Here is a 23,592-nt window from a genome sequence, read left to right on the forward strand (position 1 = left end):
GATAAGTCAATAAATAATTAAAAATTACAAACTGAAAGAATAAAACTACAATTACATTCTTATTTTCGACGAAATGGCAAGTTTTGCCTTACACTATTAAGACCCAACGAATCATAAAAGGGTTGCACAAAGCTAAGTTATTTTATGAAAAAATCAAAATAAGTGCTTATTTGGCTATTAAAAACCCCTATAATCCTAATGATTTCAAGAATGCGTCTTGTTTTGGTTCTCGTTTTAAGAAGCTCTTAATTTGACTCATCTCATCTTCGCTACCACCTTTTGACAAGACTTTATCTAAGTATTTCTTACCTACTTTCGGATTTAATAAACCTTCTTTTTCAAAGACAGAAAACATATCTTCAGCATAAACTTTTGCCCACAAATAACCATAATATCCTGCTGCATACCCCATCAGATGCCCAAAACCTGAAGGAAAATCTGTTCCTTCTACTGGGGCAGTAAGCGTAATTTGATTTTGAAGCTTATTGAATAATTCACTCGGAGACGCATCTATAAGTGGGTCATATTTATCGTGTAGCGTAAGGTCAAATGTTCCGTACAAAATTTGTTGAAGAGTAAAGAGACCTGAACCTACATTTCGTGCAGCCACCATTTTATCAAAAAGTTCTTTTGGCAAAACTTCTCCTGTTTTGTGATGATGAGCAAAATCTTTCAGAATATCGTAGTCCCAAGCCCAGTTTTCGAAAAGCTGCGAAGGAACTTCTACGAAATCTCGTGCTACATTCGTACCTGCAAATGAAGCTAGAGGCGATTGTGTGAGAAGCTGATGAAGCCCGTGTCCAAACTCATGAAAAACCGTAGTTACTTGTTCGTGAGAAAGTAGTGAAGGAGAACCTGTTTGAGAAGGAGGAAAATTACAAACTAATGCCGTATGTGGAGTTTGGTAACCTCTTTCAGTTTCTCTGCCCGAAACCAAACCAAAACATGCTGCATGGCTATACTTATTAGCTCTTGGGTACAAATCCAAATACATTTTTCCTACAACCGTGTTCTTTTTTCGCACTTCATATACAACTACATCTTCGTGCCAAACAGAATGATGATACATTTTGACAAAATCAATTCCGAAGAGTGCTTTACAAATCTTGAAAATTCCTTTGAAGACATTATTTAACTCAAAATACTGTTTGACTTCTTCTGCATTGAGATTATAATTCTTCTCTAAAAGAATATTATTATAAAATCCTGTTTCCCAACTTTTTAATTCTTCCTTTCCGTCTGTAACACTCAAAAGTTCTTTATAATCTTTCTTTGCTTTTGGTTTTACCTTTTTAGTTAATTCTTCTTCAAAATCCCAAACTGTACGAGGTGTTTTTGCCATTTTTTCTTCAATAGCATATTGAGCATACGTCTTGTAACCTAATAAATTAGCCATTTGATTACGAAGAGCAATTGTTTTGATAAGAACATCAGTATTTTTTGGATTTCCTCTATTCAAGTATTTTATATAGAGTTCTTTACGCCACTTTTCATTTTTGGCATAGCGCATAAACGGACGATAAGATGGGGAATCCAGTGTAATTTTATACATTCCATCTTCCATTCTATGACGATTTTTATAGTCTTCTGGAAGTCCTTCAATGTCTTCTTCCGAGATTATAATTTGGTCTTGATGTTCTGCAATATTTCTTGAGAACTCATTCGAAAGGTCAGATAATTGGTCTTTGATGATTCTCAAAGTATCTCTATCTTGCTGGACAAGTGCAAAACCATTGCGTTCGAATTCTGCAACAGTCTCTTTTATAAACTTCTTTTTATATCCTTTTAGCCAACGAGCATCATCAGATTGACTATATTTTTTGATAGCTTTGTATAATTCTTCATTGAGAGAAAGACTGTTTCCATATCTTTGCAAGACTTGTATGCTTTGATTAGCCTGTTTATATACTTCCTCGTCAGAAGATGTATGTGCCAAAAGAAATATAATACCCGAAATACTGCCTAACTTGTGGGTTAGTTCGTCCCACTTATCCATTTTCATTTCGAAAGTCTGATTATCACCTCCCAAAATAACTGCTAAGGTAGCATCAGATTTACGAATAACTTTGTCAGTAATATAACGTATGCTTTTGGCATCAATTTCTTCAAAATTGGGGGAAGAATAAAAAAACTCAAAATAAGACTCCATAGAAGGTTGTTATAGTTGAAATAGTATTTTAAAATTATTTAGAACAGTATCTAATAAAGTAACTCTTTAATATTTTAGTAAGTGTAAGTACGTTTTCGAACGCTTAAATTAGTTAAATAATAATCTTTAATACAAAAAAAGTCATACAACAAAATCATCATTAGGATACTTTTAATGGCTTTTTACACTTATTTTAATAAAAAATCCACAAATCTTAATGTTTGATTATTTATATATTAAATCCGTGTATTTTTTTATTTTTATTTTTATTAAAAAATACTACTTAACTGAATTATATAGTAAAAGTACGTCAAAAAAATCAATTTAGTACGCTAATCAATTAAGAAAACAAACATTTGTAATTTATTCTTACTTTTGTCTCATCAAAACTGTTATTTTTTGAGTCTATATCAACTCAAAATTACCCACTTATTACATTTCTCTTTTATTTTTCAAAATTTATAAAAACATAGATGGCTCTTAATCGAATTTGGATAGGTTTTTTTCTCATTGCTTTTGTTTTTGCAATCTTTCAGTTATTCAATGGAAATATTGAGGTTTTTTCTGAGATTACAAACTCTACTTTCAAGAGCGCAAAGACAGGCTTCGAAATCTCTCTTTACCTAACAGGTGCAATGGCTCTTTGGCTAGGTATTATGCGAATAGGCGAACAAGCTGGAGCAATTGAGGTATTGGCAAAGCTTGTAAGTCCGTTATTTCAACATCTTTTCCCAGAAGTACCAAAAAATCACGGAGCTGTTGGTGCAATGCTTATGAATTTTTCAGCAAATATGTTGGGCTTAGACAATGCAGCTACACCATTAGGATTGAAGGCAATGGAAGAATTACAATCTCTAAACCCAAAACCTGAAACGGCTAGTAATGCACAAATTATGTTTTTGGTTTTGAATACTTCTGGTCTAACTATTATTCCTGTTTCTGTTATGGTTTATAGGGCACAAGCTGGAGCAGTCAATCCTGCTGAAATTTTTGTTCCTATTCTGATAGCTACTTTTTTTGCTACACTTGCTGGTATTTTGGCTGTCGGAATCAAACAAAAACTAAATCTTTTTCACCCTGTGGTTATTGCTTATTTGGGTGGACTTACAGCTTTCATTTCACTTATTACTTGGTTTTTTAGTACGTTATCACAAGAAAAAATTAGTTTATATTCCTCTGTTGCAAGTAACTTTATTTTGTTTGGTGTGATGGTAGGTTTTATTGCTTGGGCAGCTTTCAAGAAGGTAAATGTTTATGAAACTTTCATTGAAGGAGCAAAAGAGGGTTTTTCAATCGCCATAAAAGTAATTCCTTATTTGGTTGCGATGTTAGTTGCGATTGGAGTTTTTCGTGCTTCAGGTGCAATGGAAATGCTTATTTCTGCTGTCAGTTGGTTTGTTTCTTTGTTTGGTTTTGATACTGAATTTGTAAAAGCTCTACCAGTTGCGATTATGAAGCCACTTAGTGGAAGTGGAGCAAGAGGACTTATGATTGATGCCTTCACAACACACGGAGTAGATTCTTTTGTTGGAAAAGTGGCTGCAACGCTTCAAGGTTCTACTGACACTACATTTTATGTATTGGCTGTTTATTTTGGTTCTGTTAATATCAAAAACACAAGATATGCTGTTAGTTGTGGTTTGATTGCTGATGGAGTGGGTGTCGTGGCAGCAATTCTACTTAGTTATTTATTTTTTGCTTGAGAAAGATTGAAATTATTTAAGAATATAGATTTTTCCTTAGAATTGGGTTTGCAAACCCAACTCTAAGGAAAAATAACCCTGCCATTGTTAGTGTTTTAGCGAAGCGATACCAACAAATACACGTACAAATCTATTCCTAAACAACTTCATCTCATTCTAAAATTAAATTTCCTGTAATTGGGTCTTGACGGTTTTGATTGAGGAAATTAATTCAAGTTATTTGCTTGAAGCTTCTACACCCATATATTTTGATTTTCCTTATTTAGTTTATTTATGTTATGTCTCATGCTATCAGGCACTCCTTCAAAACGAATAGATGTATCTTTAGAGACAAGTTGTATTTGTTGTATAATATCATTTATTTTTGTAAAACTTACTGTTTTTCCATTGGTAACTTTTAGAGAAAAATCCAGTTTTTGACCATCTTTTGTGGTAATAGAAAGACCTTGCAAACCATAAATAAAATTGAAATGAGTAATGTTTTGATAATCAACAGAATATGCTTTTTGTAATTTATCATAATAAAGAAGAATAGAGTTTTTCTGAAAAGTTAATAACGGATGTTCTTTTTTTACACCTGTATCTACATCAATATCTGATTTTGTGTTGTTAACATTTATCCATATTGTAAAATAGAACATTCCTGCCATAACCATGTAAGCACAATTTCTAAGACTAAAAGGAATAATAAACCATATAGCAAAGAAAATTAGAAGCCCCCAAGTCTTTAAAAAATAGTCTGTCTTTTTATAAAGCTTCTGTTCAAAACTTATTTCCAAAAACTCATTTTGTAGTATTCTTTTATTGAAAAAGAAATTGACTCTTCTCTCTTTCCAATCTTTTGAGTTTTTAAGACGTTTGGTTACTTTCTCAAATGTGTTATGTTTTATATCACGAATTAAAAAATTAATCCCTTTTAGCTCTTCATTGATACTCAAATTTAATGCTGTTACCTTAGGAAATTGAGCTAAAGTACGTTTAGAACTACAATGCTTACCCTCTAAATATTCCCATGTGTCTTTCAAAAAAGTAGATTTACATTCTTGACAAAAAACTACCTCATCTCCTTCTACAATCAAATCTCCTGTGATTGGGTCTTTACGATTTTGTTTGAGGAAATCAACGTGTTTTTGTTTACTGATTTTATGAACATGCATAATAAATAAAAGACTGAAATTGTATGGCTCAAATTATTTTCTAACGCAAGATGCTCTTTTGATGTTTATCTTTGTGTCAAACATATTTAAAATTACACCTAAAAAACTTATACAAAATATTTCTTTTACACAAATTTTGTATAATTCAAAAATAAATCTTAACTTTGCAGTTCGTTAAAAAGCGGGTAGATAACAAAAATTTAGACTTTTATTTAGATTTGTATTCATATTTTGAAGCAAAATAAGAACTAGAATAAGCTCTGAATTTAGAAAAAATAATCTCTCTTTAATGGTTTTAATAATAGTTTAATTCTATTGAATAGCGTTGTTCTGCCTCTACATAGAATAAATGAATGTTTTTGAAAATTTATTTCATTCTATAATTATCTAAATTCTAACTTATTAAATCTAAACTCTAAATTTAATTTTATGGCTAAACAAGATAGCATCGAACAAGACGGAACAGTATCAGAAGCATTATCAAATGCAATGTTTCGTGTCTCTCTTCAAAACGGACACGAAGTAACTGCTCATATTTCTGGAAAAATGCGTATGAATTATATCAAAATTCTTCCAGGAGATAAAGTGAAGTTAGAAATGTCTCCGTATGACTTAACAAAAGCCCGTATCGTATATCGCTACAAATAAAAACGTAGGTCGCCTTTGTTTTTCTTTTGATTGTTGCTGATTAAAAAGAAAAATTCATAAGACGATGTTCTTTTTTTCTTTATATAAATAAACTTTTCACATCAATTTTCAATACTATGAAAGTTAGAGCTTCCGTAAAAAAGCGTAGCGTAGATTGCAAAATCGTACGTCGCAATGGAAAAGTTTACGTTATCAACAAGAAAAACCCTCGCTTTAAGCAGCGTCAAGGTTAATTTTGTTTTTTTTGATCGAATTATAATTTTAATTAATTACTATTTAGCTCAAAAAATGCGTAACCTTTTTGTATTAGGAATGAAGATAGTGAATTATTAAAGGTTTTCTGAAACCGTAATTCATAATTCGTAATTCGTAATCGTATTAAATAAATCATCACTTAGAATTAATCAGCTAATATGGCAAGGATTCAAGGTGTCGATATTCCAGATAATAAGCGTGGAGTCATTAGTTTGACATACATCTTTGGTGTTGGAAATACTCGTGCAGGTCAGATTTTAGACGCAGCAGGAGTTGATCATAACAAAAAAGCTAAAGATTGGTCTGACGATGAAGCTAAAGCTATTCGTGAATATATCGGCGAAAACTTCAAAGTAGAAGGTGAACTAAAATCTGAAGTACAACTAAACATCAAGCGTTTGATGGATATTGGTTGTTACCGTGGATTACGTCATCGTAAAGGACTTCCTGTAAGAGGACAGCGTACACAAACAAATGCACGTACTCGTAAAGGAAAGCCTAAAACAGTGGCAAACAAAAAGAAATAATAATTTTTACTTTTATCTTTATTATAATAATAGGGATAAGAAAAAGTCTAGTAAAGACAAATTACATTTATCAGATAACTTATTCGTAATGAATTTCATTCGTAATTTGTAATCTATAATTCGTAATTGATTCTTTGCAGCTTAAACGTTTAAAAAACTTATGGCACAAAAGCGTAAAGACAAAGCCAAAAAACGAGTAGTGAAAGTAGCTGCTGTGGGACAAGCTCACATCAAAGCATCTTTCAACAACGTTATTATTTCTATGACTAACGAAGCAGGTCAGGTTATTACTTGGGCAACAGCTGGTAAAATGGGTTTCAGAGGTTCTAAAAAGAATACTCCTTATGCAGCTCAAACAGCAGCTCGTGATTGCGCTCAAAAAGCGTATGACTTGGGTCTTCGTAAAGTAGAAGTATTTGTCAAAGGACCAGGTTCTGGTCGTGAGGCAGCTATTCGTACAATCCATAGTGTAGGTATTGACATTACGTCTATCAAAGATGTAACTCCTCTTCCTCACAACGGTTGTCGTCCTCCGAAACGTCGTAGAGTATAATCTTTATATTCTATCTAATTTAAAAATTCAGATACTTCAAAGTATCTACTATAGATATAGATTAGACGAAAAGGACAGGCTAACAAAATTTAGGTAGAATTTTCTATCTCGCTTCTTTCCACTTCTAGCGTAAAAAGAATGAGTGAGTTGAAACGTTTAGGAGCTATTCTCCCTTGTTGCGTGCTTTAGATAAAATTTAGATATAGTTTTGATAGTTATAGATATTTTAAATCGACTGGCTCGGCAACTCTTATTTTTTTGAAAACGGATTAGTTATAACCTTTCTAATCGTCTGTGTTCTAAGAGAAAATTTACCAAACTGACAGTATTTGCAGTTTGTAATCTTAAAAAATAAGTAACGTAGAGAAGGACTAGAATACCCCGTTTAGCTCACGACTGTAAAAATCGATATGTTTATTTTCTCTCTTTTAATTTAAGAGCATTTAAACAAAATCACTTATTTTTACTTTTAAGAATTTATTTTTAATTTTCGTCAGAAATAGCACGAAAAATAACAAAACAGTATGGCACGTTATACAGGACCTACGGCAAAAATTGCAAGACGTTTCGGAGAGGCAATCTTCGGACCAAGCAAAGCCTTAAAGAAAAAAGCTTATCCGCCGGGTCAGCATGGAAAAGGTCGTCGTCGTAAAGTATCAGATTATGCAGTCCAGTTGATGGAAAAGCAAAAAGTCAAACATACTTACGGTGTACTTGAGCGTCAGTTTTCGAACGTATTTAAACATGCAGTTCGAGCACAAGGCTCAACAGGCGAAAACCTTATGAAATTCTTAGAAACACGTTTGGATAATGTAGTTTATCGTTTGGGTATTGCACCTACACGTAGAGCTGCTCGTCAGCTTGTTTCTCACAAACATATTACCGTAAACGGAGAAATTGTAAATATTGCCTCTTATTCATTACGCCCTGGCGATTTAGTTGGAGTACGTGAAAAATCAAAATCTTTGCAAATCATTACTGATGCTTTGAGTGGTAGAGCAAATGCTCGTTACTCTTGGTTGGAGTGGGATAATACAGAGATGCAAGGTCGATTTATGATGCTTCCTGAGCGTGAGGAAATTCCAGAGAATGTTCAAGAACGTTTAATCGTCGAATTATACTCTAAATAATCCTAGCTTATCTTTAACCTAATAATAAATAACTTTCAACTTATTTATTATGAAGATTTAGTTTATCAGAATTATTATTTCGATTGTAACTTATTTTATATGTAGTTACACTCCTAATCCGTAATTCATACTCTTTAATTCTTTCATAAGGTTATCAATTCTTTTAAAAAAACACTTCAAAATATACAGTAAGTTCTATGGCAGTATTAGCGTTTCAAATGCCCGACAAAGTGGTAATGGAGAAAGCCGATGATTTTCACGGTATCTTCGAATTCAAACCATTAGAACCCGGTTATGGTGTAACTGTTGGTAACGCACTTCGTCGTGTATTGCTTTCTTCATTAGAAGGATATGCAATCATCGGTATCAAAATGGGTTCAGTTTTACATGAGTTTTCTACCGTCGAAGGCGTTGTAGAAGATGTAAGCGAAATCATTTTGAATTTAAAGATGTTGCGTCTTAAAAAATTAGTAGAAGATGAGTCTAGTCAGAAGATTACAATTCAACTTTCTGGAAAATCCGAACTAACAGGAAAAGATATCACAGATGCTACCAATGAATTTGAGGTGTTGAATCCAGAATTGGTAATCTGTCACATGGACGAATCAGTAGAACTCGAACTTGAACTTTTCTTAGATAAAGGACGTGGATACGTTCCTGCTGAGGAAAATCGTCAAGCAGAAAATTCTTCAAGCTATATTCCAATAGATGCTATCTATACACCAATTAAAAATGTAACATATAGCATCGAAAATACTCGTGTTGAGCAAAAAACGGATTATGAAAAATTAGTTATGGATATCCAAACTGATGGTTCTATTCATCCAGAAGATGCTCTTAAAGGTGCAGCTCATTTACTTATGCGTCATTTGGCTCTAATTTCTGACCAAAATATAACGCTTGACTATTTAGAGACACAACAAGAGGAAGAAGTAGATGAAGAATTTGTAAGAATGCGTAAGCAACTCAAAACAGCTCTTTCAGAAATGGACTTATCTGTTCGTGCTTACAACTGCTTAAAAGCAGCAAATATTCGTACACTTGGCGACCTTGTAAGTTTGGAAATCTCTGATATGATGAAATTCCGTAACTTTGGTAAGAAATCACTTACTGAATTGGAACAACTTGTATCTGATTTAGGACTTACTTTTGGATTAGACATTAGCAAATACAAACTAGACGAAGATTAATTTTATCTTTTACTTGTATTAGAATATTGTCTGATTTAATGTTCTACTACTGGCATTTAATACAGAACTCCAGGCAAGGTTTGTTTTTATGAAATAAACTTGTCCAAACTTATACGAAAATGAGACACGGAAAAAAATTCAATCATTTAGGGCGTACATCATCTCACCGTAAGGCGATGCTCTCTAACATGGCAGCCTCTCTCATAATGCACAAACGTATTCAGACAACAACTGCGAAAGCGAAAGCATTACGCAAATATGTTGAGCCTTTGATTACTCGTGCAAAGGGTGGAACTCAAAACGACCAACGTGTTGTTTTTTCTTACCTTCAAGACAAAGAGGCTACCAAAGAGCTTTTCAATGAAGTAGCTCGTAAAGTGGGTGAGCGTCCGGGAGGATACACACGCATTATCAAACTTAGTTTGCCTCGTTTGGGCGATAATTCTGATGTTTGCTTTATCGAACTTGTAGATTATAATGAACTTATGCTACAAGAATCAAGCAGCACAGGACGTACTCGTCGTGGTCGTCGTAAGAAGAAAAAATCTTCTTCTAATGATGCTACACAAACAGCAGCTTCTACAGAAGCAACTGCAGAGCAAACAGAAGAAAAGAAAGCTGATGATGCTTCTTCTAGCGAAGAAGAGTAATCAAAATTTGGCTTTCTCAATATGTAAATAACACCTTTTTAATTCTTATAGATTTAGAAAGGTGTTATTTTTTGTAGTCAATAATTTAAAATGTATAAGTGAATCTCATTTGGTTTGGAGCAAGAGAAAGCGAAACAGGAATCTCATATAAGGTGTTGGATTGTCTTTTATTGAGTGCATAGGCTGTCAAATCAAAAGCAAACAAAAATCCTCCTTGCAAAATGAGTGATTTTCCATAACCTAGAAAACGATTCGTATTTTTTATAGTCGTTTCCGTTTTTGCTCGTTCTCTTAAATATAATCCTGCTGCCATATATCCTACATCAATTCCAGTATTGAGTAAAAAAAGTGATTCTGTCGAATGATAAGCTTTCAGGGTTTGTGAATAATTCAAATCTGTATTTTTTTTGCCAAATAAAAGACTGCTTCCTGCCAAAGCAAAATTGACAGTATTCCAATAGATATTGAATTGATGAAAATACTTATCTTCGCCATTACTAACTCCTGTTGCTAGAGTTGCACCACTATATGCAAAATTAGCAACTGACCAACCTCCCAAAACATACATAGAGTTTTTTTGAAGAGAAAGACGTTCTTTGTTTATTTGAGGTAAATCAATCCGATTTTCTTGAGCAAAAGAAGAATTAGTAAAGAGAACAAATAAAAATAGAGATAGAAAAATAATCTTTTTTGTAAACATAAAAATAGCGAGTTGAAAAAATAAAATAATTGAAATCACTGTGCTAACACTTTGAAGTAAGTTTAGTTTGTTTTGTGTTAGAGCTATTTTTCAAAACAACAATTTTGAGTTTATACACAATTACAAGAAACTGCTTATTGAAAGAGCTAAAAAAACTAATAAATCCCTTTCATTAGCCTAACACCAGAACTTCATCAAAAATATAGTAAAATTTGAAAAAATAAATGAAGCAAATTAATTTATTGTAAGAAATGAAGATATTAAAATGGATACTCATAATTGGAGGAGGAGCTTTTGCTTTATATATTGTTGGTTCAATAGTAATGATAATAGCTATGTTTGCTCAGTTTGACTCATCTAGTTATGAAGAATTGGTTTCTAATTACGAAGACAAATCAATAGAAATTCGTAGTTTGGAAGATTTTATTAGTTCTAGGCTTCCTCAAAATAAAAATATAGAAATTGAATTTGAGAACTATTCTATAAGTAGGTTTTATGTAAAAATAGATGGAAAATATAACCCTAATTTAGATATTGGTACAAAGTCAGTAGAAGAAGAAGACTTATTGAAAGAATTAAATTGGACTTATAAAACTATTGATTCTTTGAAACAAAAATTAGATAACGGTAATTGTATTTCTATTCAAAGTGGTAATCCTTGTCAAATTGGATATCGAAGGCACGGAATGGGAATGTACTTTTATAATTTATTTGATGAGCCAGTTCCAGATAGTTTGACTAATAATTATAATGATAGTTGTAGGTATATTTTGTATGAAAGAGATGTCGCTATGGAATGGCTTGGTGGTGCTATTGGTGTTCAGTGTTTTCCTGAATTTAATAGAAAAAAAAGATAATTAAGTCTGTTTAGAAAAGAAGTAATTTTATAAACTAACAGTCATTTCATTTTCACATTCACAAAAAAACCTAATAAATACCCTTTCAGTAGCCTAGCAACAAAATTTTATCAAAAGTATAGTTAAATTTAAAGTTGTAAATAAAAACTCAACTCTTATCAAACCTATACTCAAAGATGATAAAACAGACAATCAAACAAAGTCTATTTTTACTACTTATTTTATTTGCTTTTTCGGCGTGTAAGCAAGAAGTAAAAAAAGAAACACAGGAAACAAAAGAAGAGACCACGACAGAAAATCTATTATTACAAGAATGGACAGGCGATTATGGTGGTGTTCCTGCTTTTGATAAAATGAAGCTAGAAGACATCAAACCAGCGATGTTAAAAGGAATGGAAATGAATTTGGCTGATATTGAAAAAATAGCCAATAATCCAGAACCTGCTACTTTCGAAAATACCATCGAAGAAATGGAACGTGCAGGAAAAGAACTAGATAGAGCTTTCAATTATTATGGAATTTGGAGCAGTAATATGTCTTCGCCAGAGTTTAGAGCGATTGATGAAGAACTTTCCCCTAAATTTTCAGAGTTTAATTCTAAAATTACACAAAACGAAAAGCTATTTCAACGCATCAAAACTGTTTACGACAACGCTAAAGAAACGCCTTTAGAAGCTGACAAGCAGCGTGTTTTAGAACTCACTTATAAAAGTTTTGAGATGAATGGTGCAGAACTTAGTCCAGAGAAAAAAGCAAAATATGCTGCTATCAACAAAGAACTTTCGACACTTTATACCAAGTTTTCAAACAATGTTTTGCACGATGAAGAAGGTTATATCACTTATTTAGACGAAAATCAATTAGGAGGTTTATCAGAAGGTTTTATTAAGTCGGCTGCCAAAATAGCAACTGACAACGGACAAGAAGGAAAATATGCTATCACAAATACTCGTTCGTCAATGGATGTTTTTTTGACGTATTCTACTGAAAGAGATTTACGTGAAAAAGTTTGGAAAAACTACTATTCAAGAGGAGATAATGCAGACGAATATGACAACAACAAAATCATTGCAGAAATATTAAAATTACGTAGAGAGCGTGTGGAGCTTTTGGGATATGACAATTATGCTGAATGGCGTTTGCAAAATCGTATGGCAAAAAACCCAAAAAATGCAATGAATTTGATGGAAACAGTTTGGAAGGCATCAATTGCAAGAGTGGATGAAGAAGTAAAAGACATGCAAGACGTAGCAAACAAAAGTGGCGACAAAATTACGATAGAGCCTTGGGATTATCGTTTTTATGCTGAAAAAGTAAGACAAGCAAAATACGATTTGGATTCGGAAGAAGTAAAACAATATTTACAGCTTGACAAACTCACCGAAGCGATGCATTATGTCGCAGGACGACTTTTTAATTATAAGTTTACGCCTGTTCCAGAAGGTTCTGTTCCAGTTTTTCATGAAGATGTAAAAGTTTGGGAAGTAACCGACAAAGACACAGGCGAGAATATCGGACTTTGGTATCTTGACCCGTATGCAAGACAAGGTAAGCGTTCGGGGGCGTGGGCGACAAGCTACAGAAGTCATACAACTTTTGATGGAAAGAAAAACGTTTTGGCTTCCAACAATTCAAACTTTGTAAAACCTGCACCAAATCAACCTCTTTTAGTTTCTTGGGACGATGCAAATACATTCTTTCACGAGTTTGGTCATGCGCTACATGCCTTCTCTTCGAATGTAAAATATCCAACGCTGAACGGTGGTGTGAGAGATTATACAGAATTTCAATCACAGCTTTTGGAGCGTTGGTTATCTACTGATGAGGTTATCAATAACTATTTGGTGCATAGTGAAACTGGCGAACCGATGCCAAAAGAACTCATAGACAAAATCAAGAAAGCATCTACTTTCAATCAAGGTTTTGCGACGACAGAATACTTAGCTTCTGCACTTATAGATATGAAAATCCACCTTGCAGACCCAGCAAATATTGATATTGACAAATTTGAAAAAGAAACATTAGACGAGCTTGGAATGCCAAAAGAGCTTGTGATGCGCCACAGAACGCCACATTTCGGACATGTTTTTTCTGGAGAAGGCTACGCAACAGCCTATTATGGTTATATGTGGGCAGATGTTTTGACAGCAGACGCAGCCGAAGCCTTTGCAGAAGCAGACGGAGGTTTTTATGATGCAGAAATGGCAGAAAAGTTAGTAAAATATCTTTTTGCGCCAAGAAATGCTATAGACCCAGCCGAAGCCTACAAACTCTTTAGAGGACGTGAAGCAAATATGGAAGCATTGATGCGTGATAGAGGTTTTCCTGTTCCGAAGAAGTAAAAAAGCTGTAAAATAAAACTGTCAGATACTTCAAAGTGTCAGACAGTTTAGAATTTGAAACCACCTTTGAAACTTTTTTGTTTGGGAGGTGGTTTGTCTTTTTGACTACAAAAATTTAATTATAATTACTTACAATGCGAAAAATCAGTGAACATATTGAACAAAAATTTTACGAAGTCTTGAAATATAAAGTTAGTATTCAAAACTTTGAACAATGGGTTTATAATACAAAGGAATTAGAAATGGAATTGCCTCCTAATTCGTATCTAGACCTAATTTCATTGAATTTTAAAGAAAAATATATTCATCTTGAGTTGGAAAAAGTAATTAGCCAGTTTGTAGATAATGGTAAATTTGAAATAAAAAAACTTCAAGATTATTTAAAATCAATAATTGATAAAGATGAAAAATGTGCTGAATCTATTGAAATGACTTATGATTTATATTGCTCTGGATATAATTTTTTAAGAAGGCTTGGCTTAACCTATGGGCTTGTAGTTGCCTCTCCACCAATAGATGAATATACCAAAACTTGGAAAGAAATAAGTAGAGTTGAACAAGAAGAATTACTCAATAAGTTCTATCCTAAAATTATTGTAGATGCACAAAATGCTCTCAATTGGCTTGAAAACAGAAAAATTATAATTAAAAATAGCATCAATGAATATGGTAACTACGAATACGAGGATTTAAGAAATAAAGAAGAGATAGAGCAAGGTGAAATTGAAGTGATTGCCTACTGATAAACTTCAATAGAAACCAACTAAACCCACCTTTGAAAACTTTTTTTGTTTTTGGAGGTGGTTTTTTTTACTAAAAATAAAATTTTAGCAGTAAATTGATGCTTTCTAAAATCACAAAACAGACTATGAAAAGATTTATTCAATTACTTAGATGCTTCATTTTTTATAGAACGTATCGTAACATTGAAAAAACAATTACTTCAATGATTGATAAATCAGAAGGAATACTAGAGAATATTAAAGTTGATGAAACAGTAAAATTTGATAAAAAATGGGAATCACACCTTTTTAATATCTATGATAATCCACAAGAATATCCTACTTCAATAAAAGAAAAGCTAGATAGATATTCATACGGACAAAACTGGGAGCTTGCTTGGGTAAAAGCCACCTTTGAATTAATTGGGTTATCTAAAATAGAAAACAACGTTGAAAAGTTAAAGGATATAATTGAAGAAACCCATATATGGTATTCTATAGAAGCAATGAAAGTATTAGTAAAGTATCCAGATTTTTTTGATGAGGTAGAGAATATTGAATTTACTGAAAGAGTTTTTGTAAAGAAAGGGAAGTTTGGTTCGTTTGGACACGTTTATATGAAATATCTTTCGACTTTAAGAGACAAACCTCTAGTAACCTCATTACTCTCTAGGTTAATTACTCGTAGTATAGTAAAAGATAACTATCGGGCTTATTTAAGAAGTTTCTATCTTATCAAAGACTTATACGAACAAGAAAACCCACTTATTGAAAAATACTGTTATTATTTTCTTGATGTAGCTATTTCAGAACAAAGAATTAAAGAAGGAAAATATTCTAGAAGGTTTAAATTTACTAAACCACTTAAAGCTCATTCTCTTAAAATGTATTTAGAAATAAAACCAAATGATATTTTTGCTCTTGATATTTTAGAAAAATGGAAAACAAGAGAAACTGATAAAGAGATTTTGGAAATATTGAATTGATTAACTCTGAACCTTTCCCACCAAAAAAGCAGTTTCCTAACTACAATCATTTTATATCAAAAAAAGTAAACTATCAATGAGTTGGAAAATCGTAGAACGAAGAATCGGAAAAGCAGGAAATCTCAAACAAAGACAAAAAAGACAGAGGGAATGGGATAAAAAATATGGCGATAATTGGCTTATCGGTTATGTAATTGATGGCGAATTTGTTTCACAAGAAGATGCCCTAGAAAGTATCTATTATAAAAGTTATGAATTGCATTTTGAAAATAACCGTGCTGATTTGGAGGAATTGATACAGACTGCCAAAGTTTTAGAAAATCCACATGCAAAAGCTACTGGAGGAGTAGATTTACAAGTTCCTGCTATTATGAGTTATTTGGATAGAAATAATTTGGAGCTGAAAGGAAATGAAGTGGTAGATATTGGAACTTTTGGAGAATCTTCTCACAAAATAAGTGTTCGTTTGAGTCCACTTACCATAAAAGTAGTTTTGAATCCTAAAATGACTTTAGAGAAATTTTGGCAAGAAAAAAAATGCTTGGCTATTTGGGAAGAGGAAGAATAAAACTAAATTTTAAACATCTTTTTTTTTAATCTAAGCAGAGAGTTAAAGAAGGAAAATATACTAAAAAGTTTAAATTTGAAAAGCTATTGAAAGCTCGTTCACTCAAGATGTACTTAGAAATAAAGCCAAATGATACTATTGCAATTAATGTGTTAGAAGAATGGAAAACGAGAGAAACAGACGAGGAAATTTTAGAAATACTAAATTAATTAAATGTAATGGTTTCAATTAAGTTTTAATACTCTTGGTGCTACTTCAAAGTTTGTTTGTGCTTTTTTGTAATTGTATCTTTGCAAAACAAAAACTATCAAAAATACATCTATGCTCATTGCCAAAAATATAATCAAAAAATATGGTTCATTAGAAGTCTTGCAAGGAATTGATTTATCGATTGCCAAAAAAGAAGTTGTTGCCATTACAGGTTCTTCGGGTGCAGGAAAATCTACCCTTTTGCATATTTTGGGAACATTAGATTCGCCAGATGGAGGAGAAATAATAATAAATGGTGTAGAAGTTCAGAAACTCAAATCAAACCAACTAGCTACTTTCAGAAACGAACAAATCGGTTTTATTTTTCAATTTCATAACCTATTACCAGAGTTTTCAGCATTAGAAAATGTTTGTATGCCCGCTTTTATTGGTAAAAAAAATGTCAAAGAGGCTGAAAAACGAGCATCAGAACTCTTAGACCGTTTTGGGATTTTGGATAGAAAAGACCACAAGCCTTCCGAGCTTTCAGGTGGAGAACAGCAGCGTGTAGCCGTAGCAAGAGCGTTGATAAATTCTCCAGCCTTAGTTTTTGCAGATGAACCTAGTGGAAACTTAGACAGCAAGAATGCAGATGAATTACATAATTTATTTTTTACACTAAGAGAAGAGTTCGAACAAACTTTTGTTATCGTTACTCACAATCCAGAACTAGCAAAAATGGCAGATAGAGAAATTGTTTTGAAAAAAGGTTTGGTGGTTTGATTTCAAGTATTTTATTGAGGAGGTAAAATTAAAACGTCACTAAAATATAATTATGCTAATAGCTCTTTTGGTAATTGTAACTATTATTTTTACTCCAATTGTTTTACTTATACTAACAGGAGTTGTATTTAGTCTTTTTAATCGTGGTAAAGAGTTTAAACTTTTTCTCAAAAGTATTTTTTCAAGAGTATGGATTTCTCCAATTTACCTTTTTGAATATTCCAAACGCAATACATAAAATAGAGCAAATAGTTTCAGACTTTATATATCTTCGTAAGATAAATGTTGTAGTCAAAATTACAGAAATTGAAAATTGGTACTCCAATTCTGAAGATTTAAGTCCGTTATATGTAATGCTTATAGGAGAGAGAATAAATTATGAGACTAACAGAAAGAAAAAGGAAAATTTATATAAAAATAATTCATTTTTCAAATATGATGAGGATGATGTTTTTGATTTTCATAACCCCAACGAAGAAACATATATTATAAACTCATTTTTTGAAAAAATTGAAGACAAAAATCTATGTGTATATATTGAATGTATCTCTAAAACTGAAATGGGAGTTGTCGTTGAAAAGGTCGCAAATGGCTTTCCCCTGCAAGGAGTTTTAAAAAATGATATTCTAACTTTACTTTATAAAAAAATAGCTGAAACAAACATGGCTGAAACACTTATACAGAAAAAAGAAGAAATAGAAGAACTCCTAAATAATAAAATCGATAAAAAGAAATATGCTTTTGAAATAGATAGTATTTCTGTAAAAATAGAAAATACAAATAAAATTATTACCTTTTTAAACGATTTTGAAAAGTCATTAAAAGGAGACTTTATTTATAATTTCTCTCACATAAGCCCTCCATATATTTCTATGTATCTCAGTATAAAAAATAGACAGCGATTAGGAAGTAGGTAATTGTAACCTCTTATAACAAAAGAAATATAAGTATTTTCGTATCTTTGCAACTCAATTCAAAAAATAGTGGTTGTATTAATTTATAATTAATCACTAAAAACTAATCATTAATTACTAAAAAAATTACCACTTAGCTGAAACTAAGACCTAGGTATGAAAACAACAGAAAATAAACTTGCAGTAAATAACGTCGAAAATCCTCATTTTCCGTATCGTGTCCTTTTGTATTATTGCTTTACACCCATCGAAAATCCAGAAAAATTCAAAGAAGAACATCATCTTTTTTGTATAAAATTAGGACTTTTGGGAAGAATCATTGTAGCCGATGAAGGTCTGAACGGAACAGTTTGTGGAACTCCAGAAGCATGTCAAAAATATATTGATGCTTTAGAAAGTGATGCTCGTTTTAAAGATATTGATTTCAAGATTGATGCGTCGGAGCATAATACATTTAGCAAAATAAATGTTCGCTTGAAAAAAGAAATTGTTCATGCAGGTATTCCACACATAAAACCCTATCACGGAACAGGAACTCATCTTTCTCCTCAAGAATTTAAAAACTTGAAAGATAATGACGATGTTGTTATTCTTGATGTGCGTTCAGATTACGAGCATAATTTGGGACATTTCAAAAATGCTGTTACATTGGATATGGAAAATTTTAGAGAATTTCCAGAGAAGATAAAAGAATTAGAAAAGTACAAAGATAAAAAAGTCTTGACCTATTGTACAGGAGGAATAAAATGCGAAAAAGCATCTGCATTACTCTTGAAAGAAGGTTTTGAATCTGTTTATCAGCTCCACGGTGGAATTATAAAATACGGAAAAGAAGTGGGAGGAGAAGATTTTGAAGGAAAATGTTATGTTTTTGATGAGCGTGTAGCTGTTGATGTAAACGAAGTAAATCCGACTTTAGTAAGTACCTGTTATGTGTGTGAACAGCGCAGCGACTATATGGTAAACTGTGCCAATCCAAAATGTAATCGACACACAACTATTTGCAAACCTTGTTTAGAAAAAATGGACGGTGCGTGTAGTGATGAGTGTAAAAACCATCCAGAAAAACGCCAATACGAGCCAGAGGGAAAGGGAATGTATAAGAAAAATTTGAATGGATATAATCCTTATATCGGTTGGAATGTTGATAAAGTAATTGATAAAAACATAAATAAAAAATAGAAAAGTTAGAATTATCTAAACTGTTTTGATTTGAAAACGTTTTATGCTTTGTTTGAGGAGAAACAATTGATTTTTATTAACTTCTTAAATAAAGCATTTTTTCAACTAAAGGAATAGAAATTAAATCTTTCGTTTTCCGTAATTATTTTTAACAATCCTACATGAAAAGTCTTGGTAAGTATATGATTTTTTTAAGCCGAACGGTTACAGATATGGAGCCGTGGCACGTTTATGTTCGTCTCTTTGTAGATGAATGTATGCGAATTGGTATTAGTTCAGTCTATATTGTTACCATTATTTCTACTTTTATTGGTGCAGTAACTGCCGTTCAGACAGCCTATAACCTTGTTAGCCCTCTTATTCCTAAATCACTTATCGGTACAATCGTTCGTGATATGACTATTTTAGAACTTGCTCCCACCATTACGGCTATCGTTTTTGCAGGAAAAGTAGGCTCAAATATCGCTGGTGGATTAGGTACAATGCGAATAACAGAACAAATTGATGCCATTGAAGTAATGGGAATTAATGCAACTTCGTACTTGGTTTTTCCAAAAATTTTGGCTGGTTTGGTAACTTATCCGTTGCTTGTTATTTTGGCTGCTTTTTTAGCCGTTGGAGGTGGATATTTAGCTGCAACACTTACAGGACAAGTAACTTCAGTAGAATATGTATATGGAATTCGTTTAGATTTTGTTGAGTTTAATGTTACTTTTATGCTTATCAAATCAGTAGTTTTTGCCTTTTTGGTTACTACTATTTCTGCTTATAAAGGTTATTATACACGAGGTGGCGCATTAGAAGTAGGCGAAGCAAGTACGAAGGCAGTTACTACAAGTTGTATTGCTATTCTTTTAGCCGATTATTTGCTTGCTCAACTTCTTGTTTGATTTAGAAATAACTATGAGTGATAAAATTGTTTTTCTTTTTGTTTATATCTCTTTTTTAATAGTCTTTATAGGAGTAGGATTAAATTTCTTGGAAAATCTAAATCAATACGGAGATTATCTAATTGATGTAGGATTTAAACTTTTTCAATTTTGGGGAGCTTATTTGATGTTCAAAAATGGAACAACAAAAGATACACTTTATTGGAAAATAATAAGAGTTTTATTAGTCATTTTAGTTTTTGGCATCGCTTTTAAGATAATGCACTGGTCTTTTGCAGGAATAATGCTGATGATTTCTCTTCTAGGAATTTCCTTTACATATCTAGTTCGTTTTGTTACCAAAAATGATTTTTCTGTTTTATCAATATTAAAATTTCTTTGGCTTTTTTCTACAGGAATCATTACTTTTTTAGCTCTAACTAAAATTACTGAAAGAAGCTATTATGCTATTCCTTTTGTTTTGTTTTGGGTACTCTTTATATTTTACTTATCAAAAAGAGTGAAGAAAGAAGAAATCAGCAAGTAAGAATATAAATACGAACACCCCTAATCATATCAATTTCAATAAATACATCACTAATTTTCAAAAACATTGTCAGACCAAAACCTTACTCCAAAAAAATCTATTCGTCCACAAATTTCTAATGCACTTCTTGTAGATACGATGAGTGGCGAAGAGCGTTTTCAAAACTCTACTTTACGTCCTATTCTCAAACTTCAAAACAAAATATTAATCGCTATTTTTAAAGATTATATTACTGAAAAAGAAGCTAAAAAAACAAGTAAGAGTAGTAAAAGTGAAAGAAGCTATTCAAGACTTTCAGCGACCAAACAGCGAGAATACATAGATACTGTTTTTCAGAAAGATATAAAATTTAAAAGTCAGTTATTAGGAATGATAATAGGACATTTTGATTTAGAAGAATATAATCTGTATGCTCAAAACAAAACAGGAACAGATAGAAGAATCATAAATCTACTCAAAGAACGTATTTTTAATGGCTTGGCAGAACTACCACAATAATTGTAATGACATACTAATTCTATCACAGTTTATTTCGAATTAGTTTATAATGGAAGAATACAAAAAGTAGTATTTATTTATCAACCTTGCATTTTATTTGCGTACTTTTCGGTAGAACAAATTATTACTTTTCTACTTAAACCAAAAAGCAATGCAAAACCTATTTCAAAAATCTGCTTTTCTATTCTTAGTTTGTAGTCTTCTTTCTTTCAAAAGTCTAGCACAACAAGAATCAACTCCTTTAGTGTGTGTGAATGACAAAGAAAATGTAGTTTCTTCTGCTATGGAAGGCGAGTGGTTTTCTCAGCAAGAGGGCTATACTATAAACTTTAAAAAAGACACTACCATTTTAGAGCAAATCCCTACGAAGTATCAAGATTTTTTGAAGGATAAAGTTATTTATTCGGCAGGTTATATTACTATCAAATCTGAAACGAAAGTCTTCACAGAAAATAAGCCTTATATCTTGACTGTTTTGAGTGGCAACCCTCATATTTTGTGGTTTAGAGAGCGAGATGGCGACCCATTAGGTGATTCTGAAAGTTTTAATGTATTTATTGCCATTGGAGAAACTACCATTGATGACCTTTTGTATGTAGGTGGAGATTTTAATAATCAACCTTTTTTGAGATTTACACGAGTGAAAAAATAATCATATAAAAAAGTCTTTTCGATTTAACTCAAAAAGACTTTTTATATTCTGACAAATTATACTTCAATTCTTCCAGCTATTTTTTTCTTAGAAAATGGCTTTCTAACTTTCAAAGAAAACGTATGAGGAAGTTTATCATAAGGAGGTTTGAAACGAAACTTTCCTTTTTCTATTTCTTTTAGATTTGGAAAACAATTATAAACACTATATTCATATTCATTAAAAAACTCTAGTTGCAAACCTTGTGCAAGAAGCGAATTGATGATTTCACTAATAGAGTGATTCCACGAATAAGAAACCTGTTTTTGTTTGTGCCTATCACCTGTATAAGATTGCTCTACCTCTTCTACAATTGAAGATTCATTGAAATAAGAATATTGAAGTGCAAAATTATTTCCCCATTCATACATATAAATAACTGGGTGAAATTCTACCATATAAAAAAAACCACCTTCTTTGATATAACTAGCCACTATTTCAGCCCATTTATTCAAATCTGGAAGCCAACCAATTGCACCATAAGAAGTAAAGACAACATCAAACTCGCCTTCCAAATTATCTCTAAGCGAATAGACATCAGATACGACAAAGTTGGCAGGAGTTTCTATTTCTCGGCTCAGTTCTCCAGCTAGTTCGATAGAAGCATCAGACATATCCATCCCCGTAACTTTTGCTCCCATATTTGCCCACGAGAGCGTATCCATTCCAAAATGACATTGAAGGTGCAAAAGAGATTTTCCTTTTACATCACCTACTTCATTTATTTCGATAGAGTTTAATGAATTTCTATCCTTTTTAAATTGTGCAACATTATAAAAGTTAGAATCTCGGTGGGCTTCTGTAAGCGAATTCCACATTTTCTTATTGGCTTCTAGGTAGTCACTAGGCTCTTTTTCTTGCTCTTTCTTATACTCTTCGTATTCTTTATCTCTTTCGTTCATAGTGTTTTTATTTTGTGGGATAGAATAAAGCTGTTTTACTTATTTTGATAGCTCAATTTATGAATAAATTCTTTAAAAGTAAATTCTGTTATTTATCCTCAAAATTTTAGTAAAAAGCAATGGTTAAACAGACTTACTCTTGATTAAAAAAATAGAGAATAAAAATGTTATCTCGTTGCTCAAAAATATGCTTGTTTTTTCGTATATTAATCTAAAATGTACGCTAACAACCAAACTACCTATAATTATGTCAAAGACACACAAAGTATTCAATCTCATTATCCTAGATGAGAGTGGCTCAATGAATTCTATCAAAAATACAATTATTAGTGGCTTTAATGAAGTCGTACAAACTGTAAAAGGAGTTGCCAAACAGTATCCAGAACAGGCACATTTTATCAGTCTTGTTACGTTTAATTCTCTGCATACAAATACGCTTTTAGAGAATGAAAGTGTAGAAAAATTAAATGAGATTGATAAGACAAAATATAATCCAACAGCAGGAACACCACTTTTTGATGCGATGGGAAACAGTATTTCACAGCTACGAAAAATTACTCAAACACATTCAGATTACAATGTTTTGGTTACAATTCTGACAGATGGAGAAGAAAACTCATCAAAGGAGTTCAATGGAAAAACTATAAAACAAATGGTAGATGAGCTAAAACAACAAAATTGGACATTTACTTATATCGGAGCAAATCACGATGTAGAAGCTTTTGCAGCATCCATTTCAATTACCAATACAATGAAATTTGAGGCAAACGACCAAGACATCAAGAAAATGTTTAGTAAAGAAAAATCATCACGCATGAAATACAGCGCAAAGATTAGGAATAATGAAGATACAAGTAAAGGTTTCTATGATTGAAACTAG

The 23,592-nt window shown here is 32.1% G+C and carries 26 protein-coding genes; 22 read left to right on the forward strand and 4 right to left on the reverse strand.

Features of this window, described 5'->3' with window-relative positions; translation table 11 throughout:
* Positions 1–187: 187 nt before the first annotated feature.
* Positions 188–2,149, reverse strand: a complete 1,962-nt coding sequence (locus WAF17_RS06455) for a M3 family metallopeptidase (RefSeq protein ID WP_338767755.1) — start codon at positions 2,147–2,149, stop codon at positions 188–190.
* 473 nt (positions 2,150–2,622) lie between these two features.
* On the opposite strand from WAF17_RS06455, the gene WAF17_RS06460 reads away from it, so the two are divergent.
* A complete protein-coding gene (locus tag WAF17_RS06460; RefSeq protein ID WP_338767757.1) occupies positions 2,623–3,852 on the forward strand; it encodes a nucleoside recognition domain-containing protein in 1,230 nt (409 codons plus the stop codon).
* 233 nt (positions 3,853–4,085) lie between these two features.
* On the opposite strand, the gene WAF17_RS06465 is transcribed toward WAF17_RS06460, so the two are convergent.
* Positions 4,086–5,009 carry a hypothetical protein gene (locus WAF17_RS06465; RefSeq protein WP_338767760.1) on the reverse strand — a complete coding sequence of 308 codons (924 nt, stop codon included), beginning with the start codon at positions 5,007–5,009 and terminating at the stop codon, positions 4,086–4,088.
* Positions 5,010–5,438: 429 nt separating this feature from the next.
* On the opposite strand from WAF17_RS06465, the gene infA reads away from it, so the two are divergent.
* From infA to rplQ, 7 genes are all read left to right on the forward strand, one after another.
* Positions 5,439–5,657, forward strand: a complete 219-nt coding sequence (gene infA, locus WAF17_RS06470) for a translation initiation factor IF-1 (RefSeq protein WP_014798808.1) — start codon at positions 5,439–5,441, stop codon at positions 5,655–5,657.
* Positions 5,658–5,773: 116 nt separating this feature from the next.
* Positions 5,774–5,890, forward strand: a complete 117-nt coding sequence (gene ykgO, locus WAF17_RS06475; protein WP_014798809.1) for a type B 50S ribosomal protein L36 — start codon at positions 5,774–5,776, stop codon at positions 5,888–5,890.
* 180 nt (positions 5,891–6,070) lie between these two features.
* Positions 6,071–6,439, forward strand: coding sequence for a 30S ribosomal protein S13 (gene rpsM, locus WAF17_RS06480; RefSeq protein ID WP_338767780.1), 369 nt, complete (start codon positions 6,071–6,073; stop codon positions 6,437–6,439).
* Between the two features lie 160 nt (positions 6,440–6,599).
* A complete protein-coding gene (gene rpsK, locus WAF17_RS06485) occupies positions 6,600–6,992 on the forward strand; it encodes a 30S ribosomal protein S11 (RefSeq protein ID WP_338767783.1) in 393 nt (130 codons plus the stop codon).
* A gap of 524 nt (positions 6,993–7,516) precedes the next feature.
* Positions 7,517–8,122, forward strand: coding sequence for a 30S ribosomal protein S4 (gene rpsD, locus WAF17_RS06490; protein ID WP_338767786.1), 606 nt, complete (start codon positions 7,517–7,519; stop codon positions 8,120–8,122).
* 197 nt (positions 8,123–8,319) lie between these two features.
* The gene (locus WAF17_RS06495; RefSeq protein ID WP_338767789.1) at positions 8,320–9,312 is read left to right on the forward strand and encodes a DNA-directed RNA polymerase subunit alpha; all 993 of its coding nucleotides are present in this window, start codon (positions 8,320–8,322) and stop codon (positions 9,310–9,312) included.
* Between the two features lie 119 nt (positions 9,313–9,431).
* Complete coding sequence (gene rplQ, locus WAF17_RS06500; RefSeq protein WP_338767792.1) at positions 9,432–9,962, forward strand: 50S ribosomal protein L17; 531 nt, start codon at positions 9,432–9,434, stop codon at positions 9,960–9,962.
* An 85-nt stretch (positions 9,963–10,047) separates the two neighbouring features.
* Here rplQ and WAF17_RS06505 read toward each other — a convergent pair whose 3' ends face one another.
* Entirely contained in the window at positions 10,048–10,662 is a 615-nt protein-coding gene (locus WAF17_RS06505; RefSeq protein ID WP_338767795.1) for a hypothetical protein, read from the reverse strand.
* A 251-nt stretch (positions 10,663–10,913) separates the two neighbouring features.
* Here WAF17_RS06505 and WAF17_RS06510 point away from each other — a divergent pair, with 251 nt between their 5' ends.
* From WAF17_RS06510 to WAF17_RS06570, 13 genes are all read left to right on the forward strand, one after another.
* Positions 10,914–11,519, forward strand: coding sequence for a hypothetical protein (locus WAF17_RS06510; RefSeq protein ID WP_338767798.1), 606 nt, complete (start codon positions 10,914–10,916; stop codon positions 11,517–11,519).
* Between the two features lie 176 nt (positions 11,520–11,695).
* Positions 11,696–13,861 (forward strand): M3 family metallopeptidase, encoded by a 2,166-nt coding sequence (locus tag WAF17_RS06515; RefSeq protein WP_338767801.1) that lies wholly within the window; start codon positions 11,696–11,698, stop codon positions 13,859–13,861.
* A 134-nt stretch (positions 13,862–13,995) separates the two neighbouring features.
* The gene (locus WAF17_RS06520; RefSeq protein ID WP_338767804.1) at positions 13,996–14,604 is read left to right on the forward strand and encodes a hypothetical protein; all 609 of its coding nucleotides are present in this window, start codon (positions 13,996–13,998) and stop codon (positions 14,602–14,604) included.
* A gap of 125 nt (positions 14,605–14,729) precedes the next feature.
* On the forward strand, positions 14,730–15,569 hold the full coding sequence (locus WAF17_RS06525; RefSeq protein ID WP_338767808.1) for a hypothetical protein: 840 nt from the start codon (positions 14,730–14,732) through the stop codon (positions 15,567–15,569).
* Between the two features lie 76 nt (positions 15,570–15,645).
* Positions 15,646–16,137, forward strand: coding sequence for a hypothetical protein (locus tag WAF17_RS06530; RefSeq protein ID WP_338767811.1), 492 nt, complete (start codon positions 15,646–15,648; stop codon positions 16,135–16,137).
* 321 nt (positions 16,138–16,458) lie between these two features.
* Complete coding sequence (locus tag WAF17_RS06535; protein ID WP_338767814.1) at positions 16,459–17,109, forward strand: ABC transporter ATP-binding protein; 651 nt, start codon at positions 16,459–16,461, stop codon at positions 17,107–17,109.
* Between the two features lie 52 nt (positions 17,110–17,161).
* Positions 17,162–17,347: a hypothetical protein gene (locus WAF17_RS06540; RefSeq protein ID WP_338767817.1), complete on the forward strand. Its 186-nt coding sequence runs from the start codon at positions 17,162–17,164 to the stop codon at positions 17,345–17,347.
* A complete protein-coding gene (locus tag WAF17_RS06545; protein ID WP_338767820.1) occupies positions 17,322–18,026 on the forward strand; it encodes a hypothetical protein in 705 nt (234 codons plus the stop codon). The genes WAF17_RS06540 and WAF17_RS06545 overlap by 26 nt, the downstream gene beginning before the upstream one ends.
* 153 nt (positions 18,027–18,179) lie before the next feature.
* On the forward strand, positions 18,180–19,205 hold the full coding sequence (locus WAF17_RS06550; RefSeq protein WP_338767823.1) for a rhodanese-related sulfurtransferase: 1,026 nt from the start codon (positions 18,180–18,182) through the stop codon (positions 19,203–19,205).
* A 161-nt stretch (positions 19,206–19,366) separates the two neighbouring features.
* Positions 19,367–20,095 carry an ABC transporter permease gene (locus tag WAF17_RS06555; RefSeq protein WP_338767826.1) on the forward strand — a complete coding sequence of 243 codons (729 nt, stop codon included), beginning with the start codon at positions 19,367–19,369 and terminating at the stop codon, positions 20,093–20,095.
* Positions 20,096–20,108: 13 nt separating this feature from the next.
* Positions 20,109–20,621, forward strand: coding sequence for a hypothetical protein (locus WAF17_RS06560; RefSeq protein ID WP_338767829.1), 513 nt, complete (start codon positions 20,109–20,111; stop codon positions 20,619–20,621).
* Positions 20,622–20,687: 66 nt separating this feature from the next.
* Positions 20,688–21,119 carry a hypothetical protein gene (locus WAF17_RS06565; RefSeq protein WP_338767832.1) on the forward strand — a complete coding sequence of 144 codons (432 nt, stop codon included), beginning with the start codon at positions 20,688–20,690 and terminating at the stop codon, positions 21,117–21,119.
* A 151-nt stretch (positions 21,120–21,270) separates the two neighbouring features.
* On the forward strand, positions 21,271–21,771 hold the full coding sequence (locus WAF17_RS06570; RefSeq protein ID WP_338767835.1) for a hypothetical protein: 501 nt from the start codon (positions 21,271–21,273) through the stop codon (positions 21,769–21,771).
* 56 nt (positions 21,772–21,827) lie between these two features.
* Here WAF17_RS06570 and WAF17_RS06575 read toward each other — a convergent pair whose 3' ends face one another.
* Positions 21,828–22,712, reverse strand: a complete 885-nt coding sequence (locus WAF17_RS06575; protein WP_338767838.1) for a methyltransferase domain-containing protein — start codon at positions 22,710–22,712, stop codon at positions 21,828–21,830.
* A 247-nt stretch (positions 22,713–22,959) separates the two neighbouring features.
* Here WAF17_RS06575 and WAF17_RS06580 point away from each other — a divergent pair, with 247 nt between their 5' ends.
* Positions 22,960–23,586, forward strand: coding sequence for a vWA domain-containing protein (locus WAF17_RS06580; protein WP_338767841.1), 627 nt, complete (start codon positions 22,960–22,962; stop codon positions 23,584–23,586).
* The last annotated feature ends 6 nt before the right edge of the window (positions 23,587–23,592 follow it).

The sequence above is a fragment of the Bernardetia sp. ABR2-2B genome (assembly GCF_037126435.1).
Taxonomy (GTDB): Bacteria; Bacteroidota; Bacteroidia; order Cytophagales; family Bernardetiaceae; genus Bernardetia.

What these genes read in the sequence shown, in the direction of transcription:
- WAF17_RS06455 (WP_338767755.1), bottom strand. Translation starts at nt 2,149, where the DNA reads ATGGAGTCTTATTTTGAGTTTTTTTATTCTTCCCCCAATTTTGAAGAA.
- WAF17_RS06460 (WP_338767757.1), top strand. Translation starts at nt 2,623, where the DNA reads ATGGCTCTTAATCGAATTTGGATAGGTTTTTTTCTCATTGCTTTTGTT.
- WAF17_RS06465 (WP_338767760.1), bottom strand. Translation starts at nt 5,009, where the DNA reads ATGCATGTTCATAAAATCAGTAAACAAAAACACGTTGATTTCCTCAAA.
- infA (WP_014798808.1), top strand. Translation starts at nt 5,439, where the DNA reads ATGGCTAAACAAGATAGCATCGAACAAGACGGAACAGTATCAGAAGCA.
- ykgO (WP_014798809.1), top strand. Translation starts at nt 5,774, where the DNA reads ATGAAAGTTAGAGCTTCCGTAAAAAAGCGTAGCGTAGATTGCAAAATC.
- rpsM (WP_338767780.1), top strand. Translation starts at nt 6,071, where the DNA reads ATGGCAAGGATTCAAGGTGTCGATATTCCAGATAATAAGCGTGGAGTC.
- rpsK (WP_338767783.1), top strand. Translation starts at nt 6,600, where the DNA reads ATGGCACAAAAGCGTAAAGACAAAGCCAAAAAACGAGTAGTGAAAGTA.
- rpsD (WP_338767786.1), top strand. Translation starts at nt 7,517, where the DNA reads ATGGCACGTTATACAGGACCTACGGCAAAAATTGCAAGACGTTTCGGA.
- WAF17_RS06495 (WP_338767789.1), top strand. Translation starts at nt 8,320, where the DNA reads ATGGCAGTATTAGCGTTTCAAATGCCCGACAAAGTGGTAATGGAGAAA.
- rplQ (WP_338767792.1), top strand. Translation starts at nt 9,432, where the DNA reads ATGAGACACGGAAAAAAATTCAATCATTTAGGGCGTACATCATCTCAC.
- WAF17_RS06505 (WP_338767795.1), bottom strand. Translation starts at nt 10,662, where the DNA reads ATGTTTACAAAAAAGATTATTTTTCTATCTCTATTTTTATTTGTTCTC.
- WAF17_RS06510 (WP_338767798.1), top strand. Translation starts at nt 10,914, where the DNA reads ATGAAGATATTAAAATGGATACTCATAATTGGAGGAGGAGCTTTTGCT.
- WAF17_RS06515 (WP_338767801.1), top strand. Translation starts at nt 11,696, where the DNA reads ATGATAAAACAGACAATCAAACAAAGTCTATTTTTACTACTTATTTTA.
- WAF17_RS06520 (WP_338767804.1), top strand. Translation starts at nt 13,996, where the DNA reads ATGCGAAAAATCAGTGAACATATTGAACAAAAATTTTACGAAGTCTTG.
- WAF17_RS06525 (WP_338767808.1), top strand. Translation starts at nt 14,730, where the DNA reads ATGAAAAGATTTATTCAATTACTTAGATGCTTCATTTTTTATAGAACG.
- WAF17_RS06530 (WP_338767811.1), top strand. Translation starts at nt 15,646, where the DNA reads ATGAGTTGGAAAATCGTAGAACGAAGAATCGGAAAAGCAGGAAATCTC.
- WAF17_RS06535 (WP_338767814.1), top strand. Translation starts at nt 16,459, where the DNA reads ATGCTCATTGCCAAAAATATAATCAAAAAATATGGTTCATTAGAAGTC.
- WAF17_RS06540 (WP_338767817.1), top strand. Translation starts at nt 17,162, where the DNA reads ATGCTAATAGCTCTTTTGGTAATTGTAACTATTATTTTTACTCCAATT.
- WAF17_RS06550 (WP_338767823.1), top strand. Translation starts at nt 18,180, where the DNA reads ATGAAAACAACAGAAAATAAACTTGCAGTAAATAACGTCGAAAATCCT.
- WAF17_RS06555 (WP_338767826.1), top strand. Translation starts at nt 19,367, where the DNA reads ATGAAAAGTCTTGGTAAGTATATGATTTTTTTAAGCCGAACGGTTACA.
- WAF17_RS06560 (WP_338767829.1), top strand. Translation starts at nt 20,109, where the DNA reads ATGAGTGATAAAATTGTTTTTCTTTTTGTTTATATCTCTTTTTTAATA.
- WAF17_RS06570 (WP_338767835.1), top strand. Translation starts at nt 21,271, where the DNA reads ATGCAAAACCTATTTCAAAAATCTGCTTTTCTATTCTTAGTTTGTAGT.
- WAF17_RS06575 (WP_338767838.1), bottom strand. Translation starts at nt 22,712, where the DNA reads ATGAACGAAAGAGATAAAGAATACGAAGAGTATAAGAAAGAGCAAGAA.
- WAF17_RS06580 (WP_338767841.1), top strand. Translation starts at nt 22,960, where the DNA reads ATGTCAAAGACACACAAAGTATTCAATCTCATTATCCTAGATGAGAGT.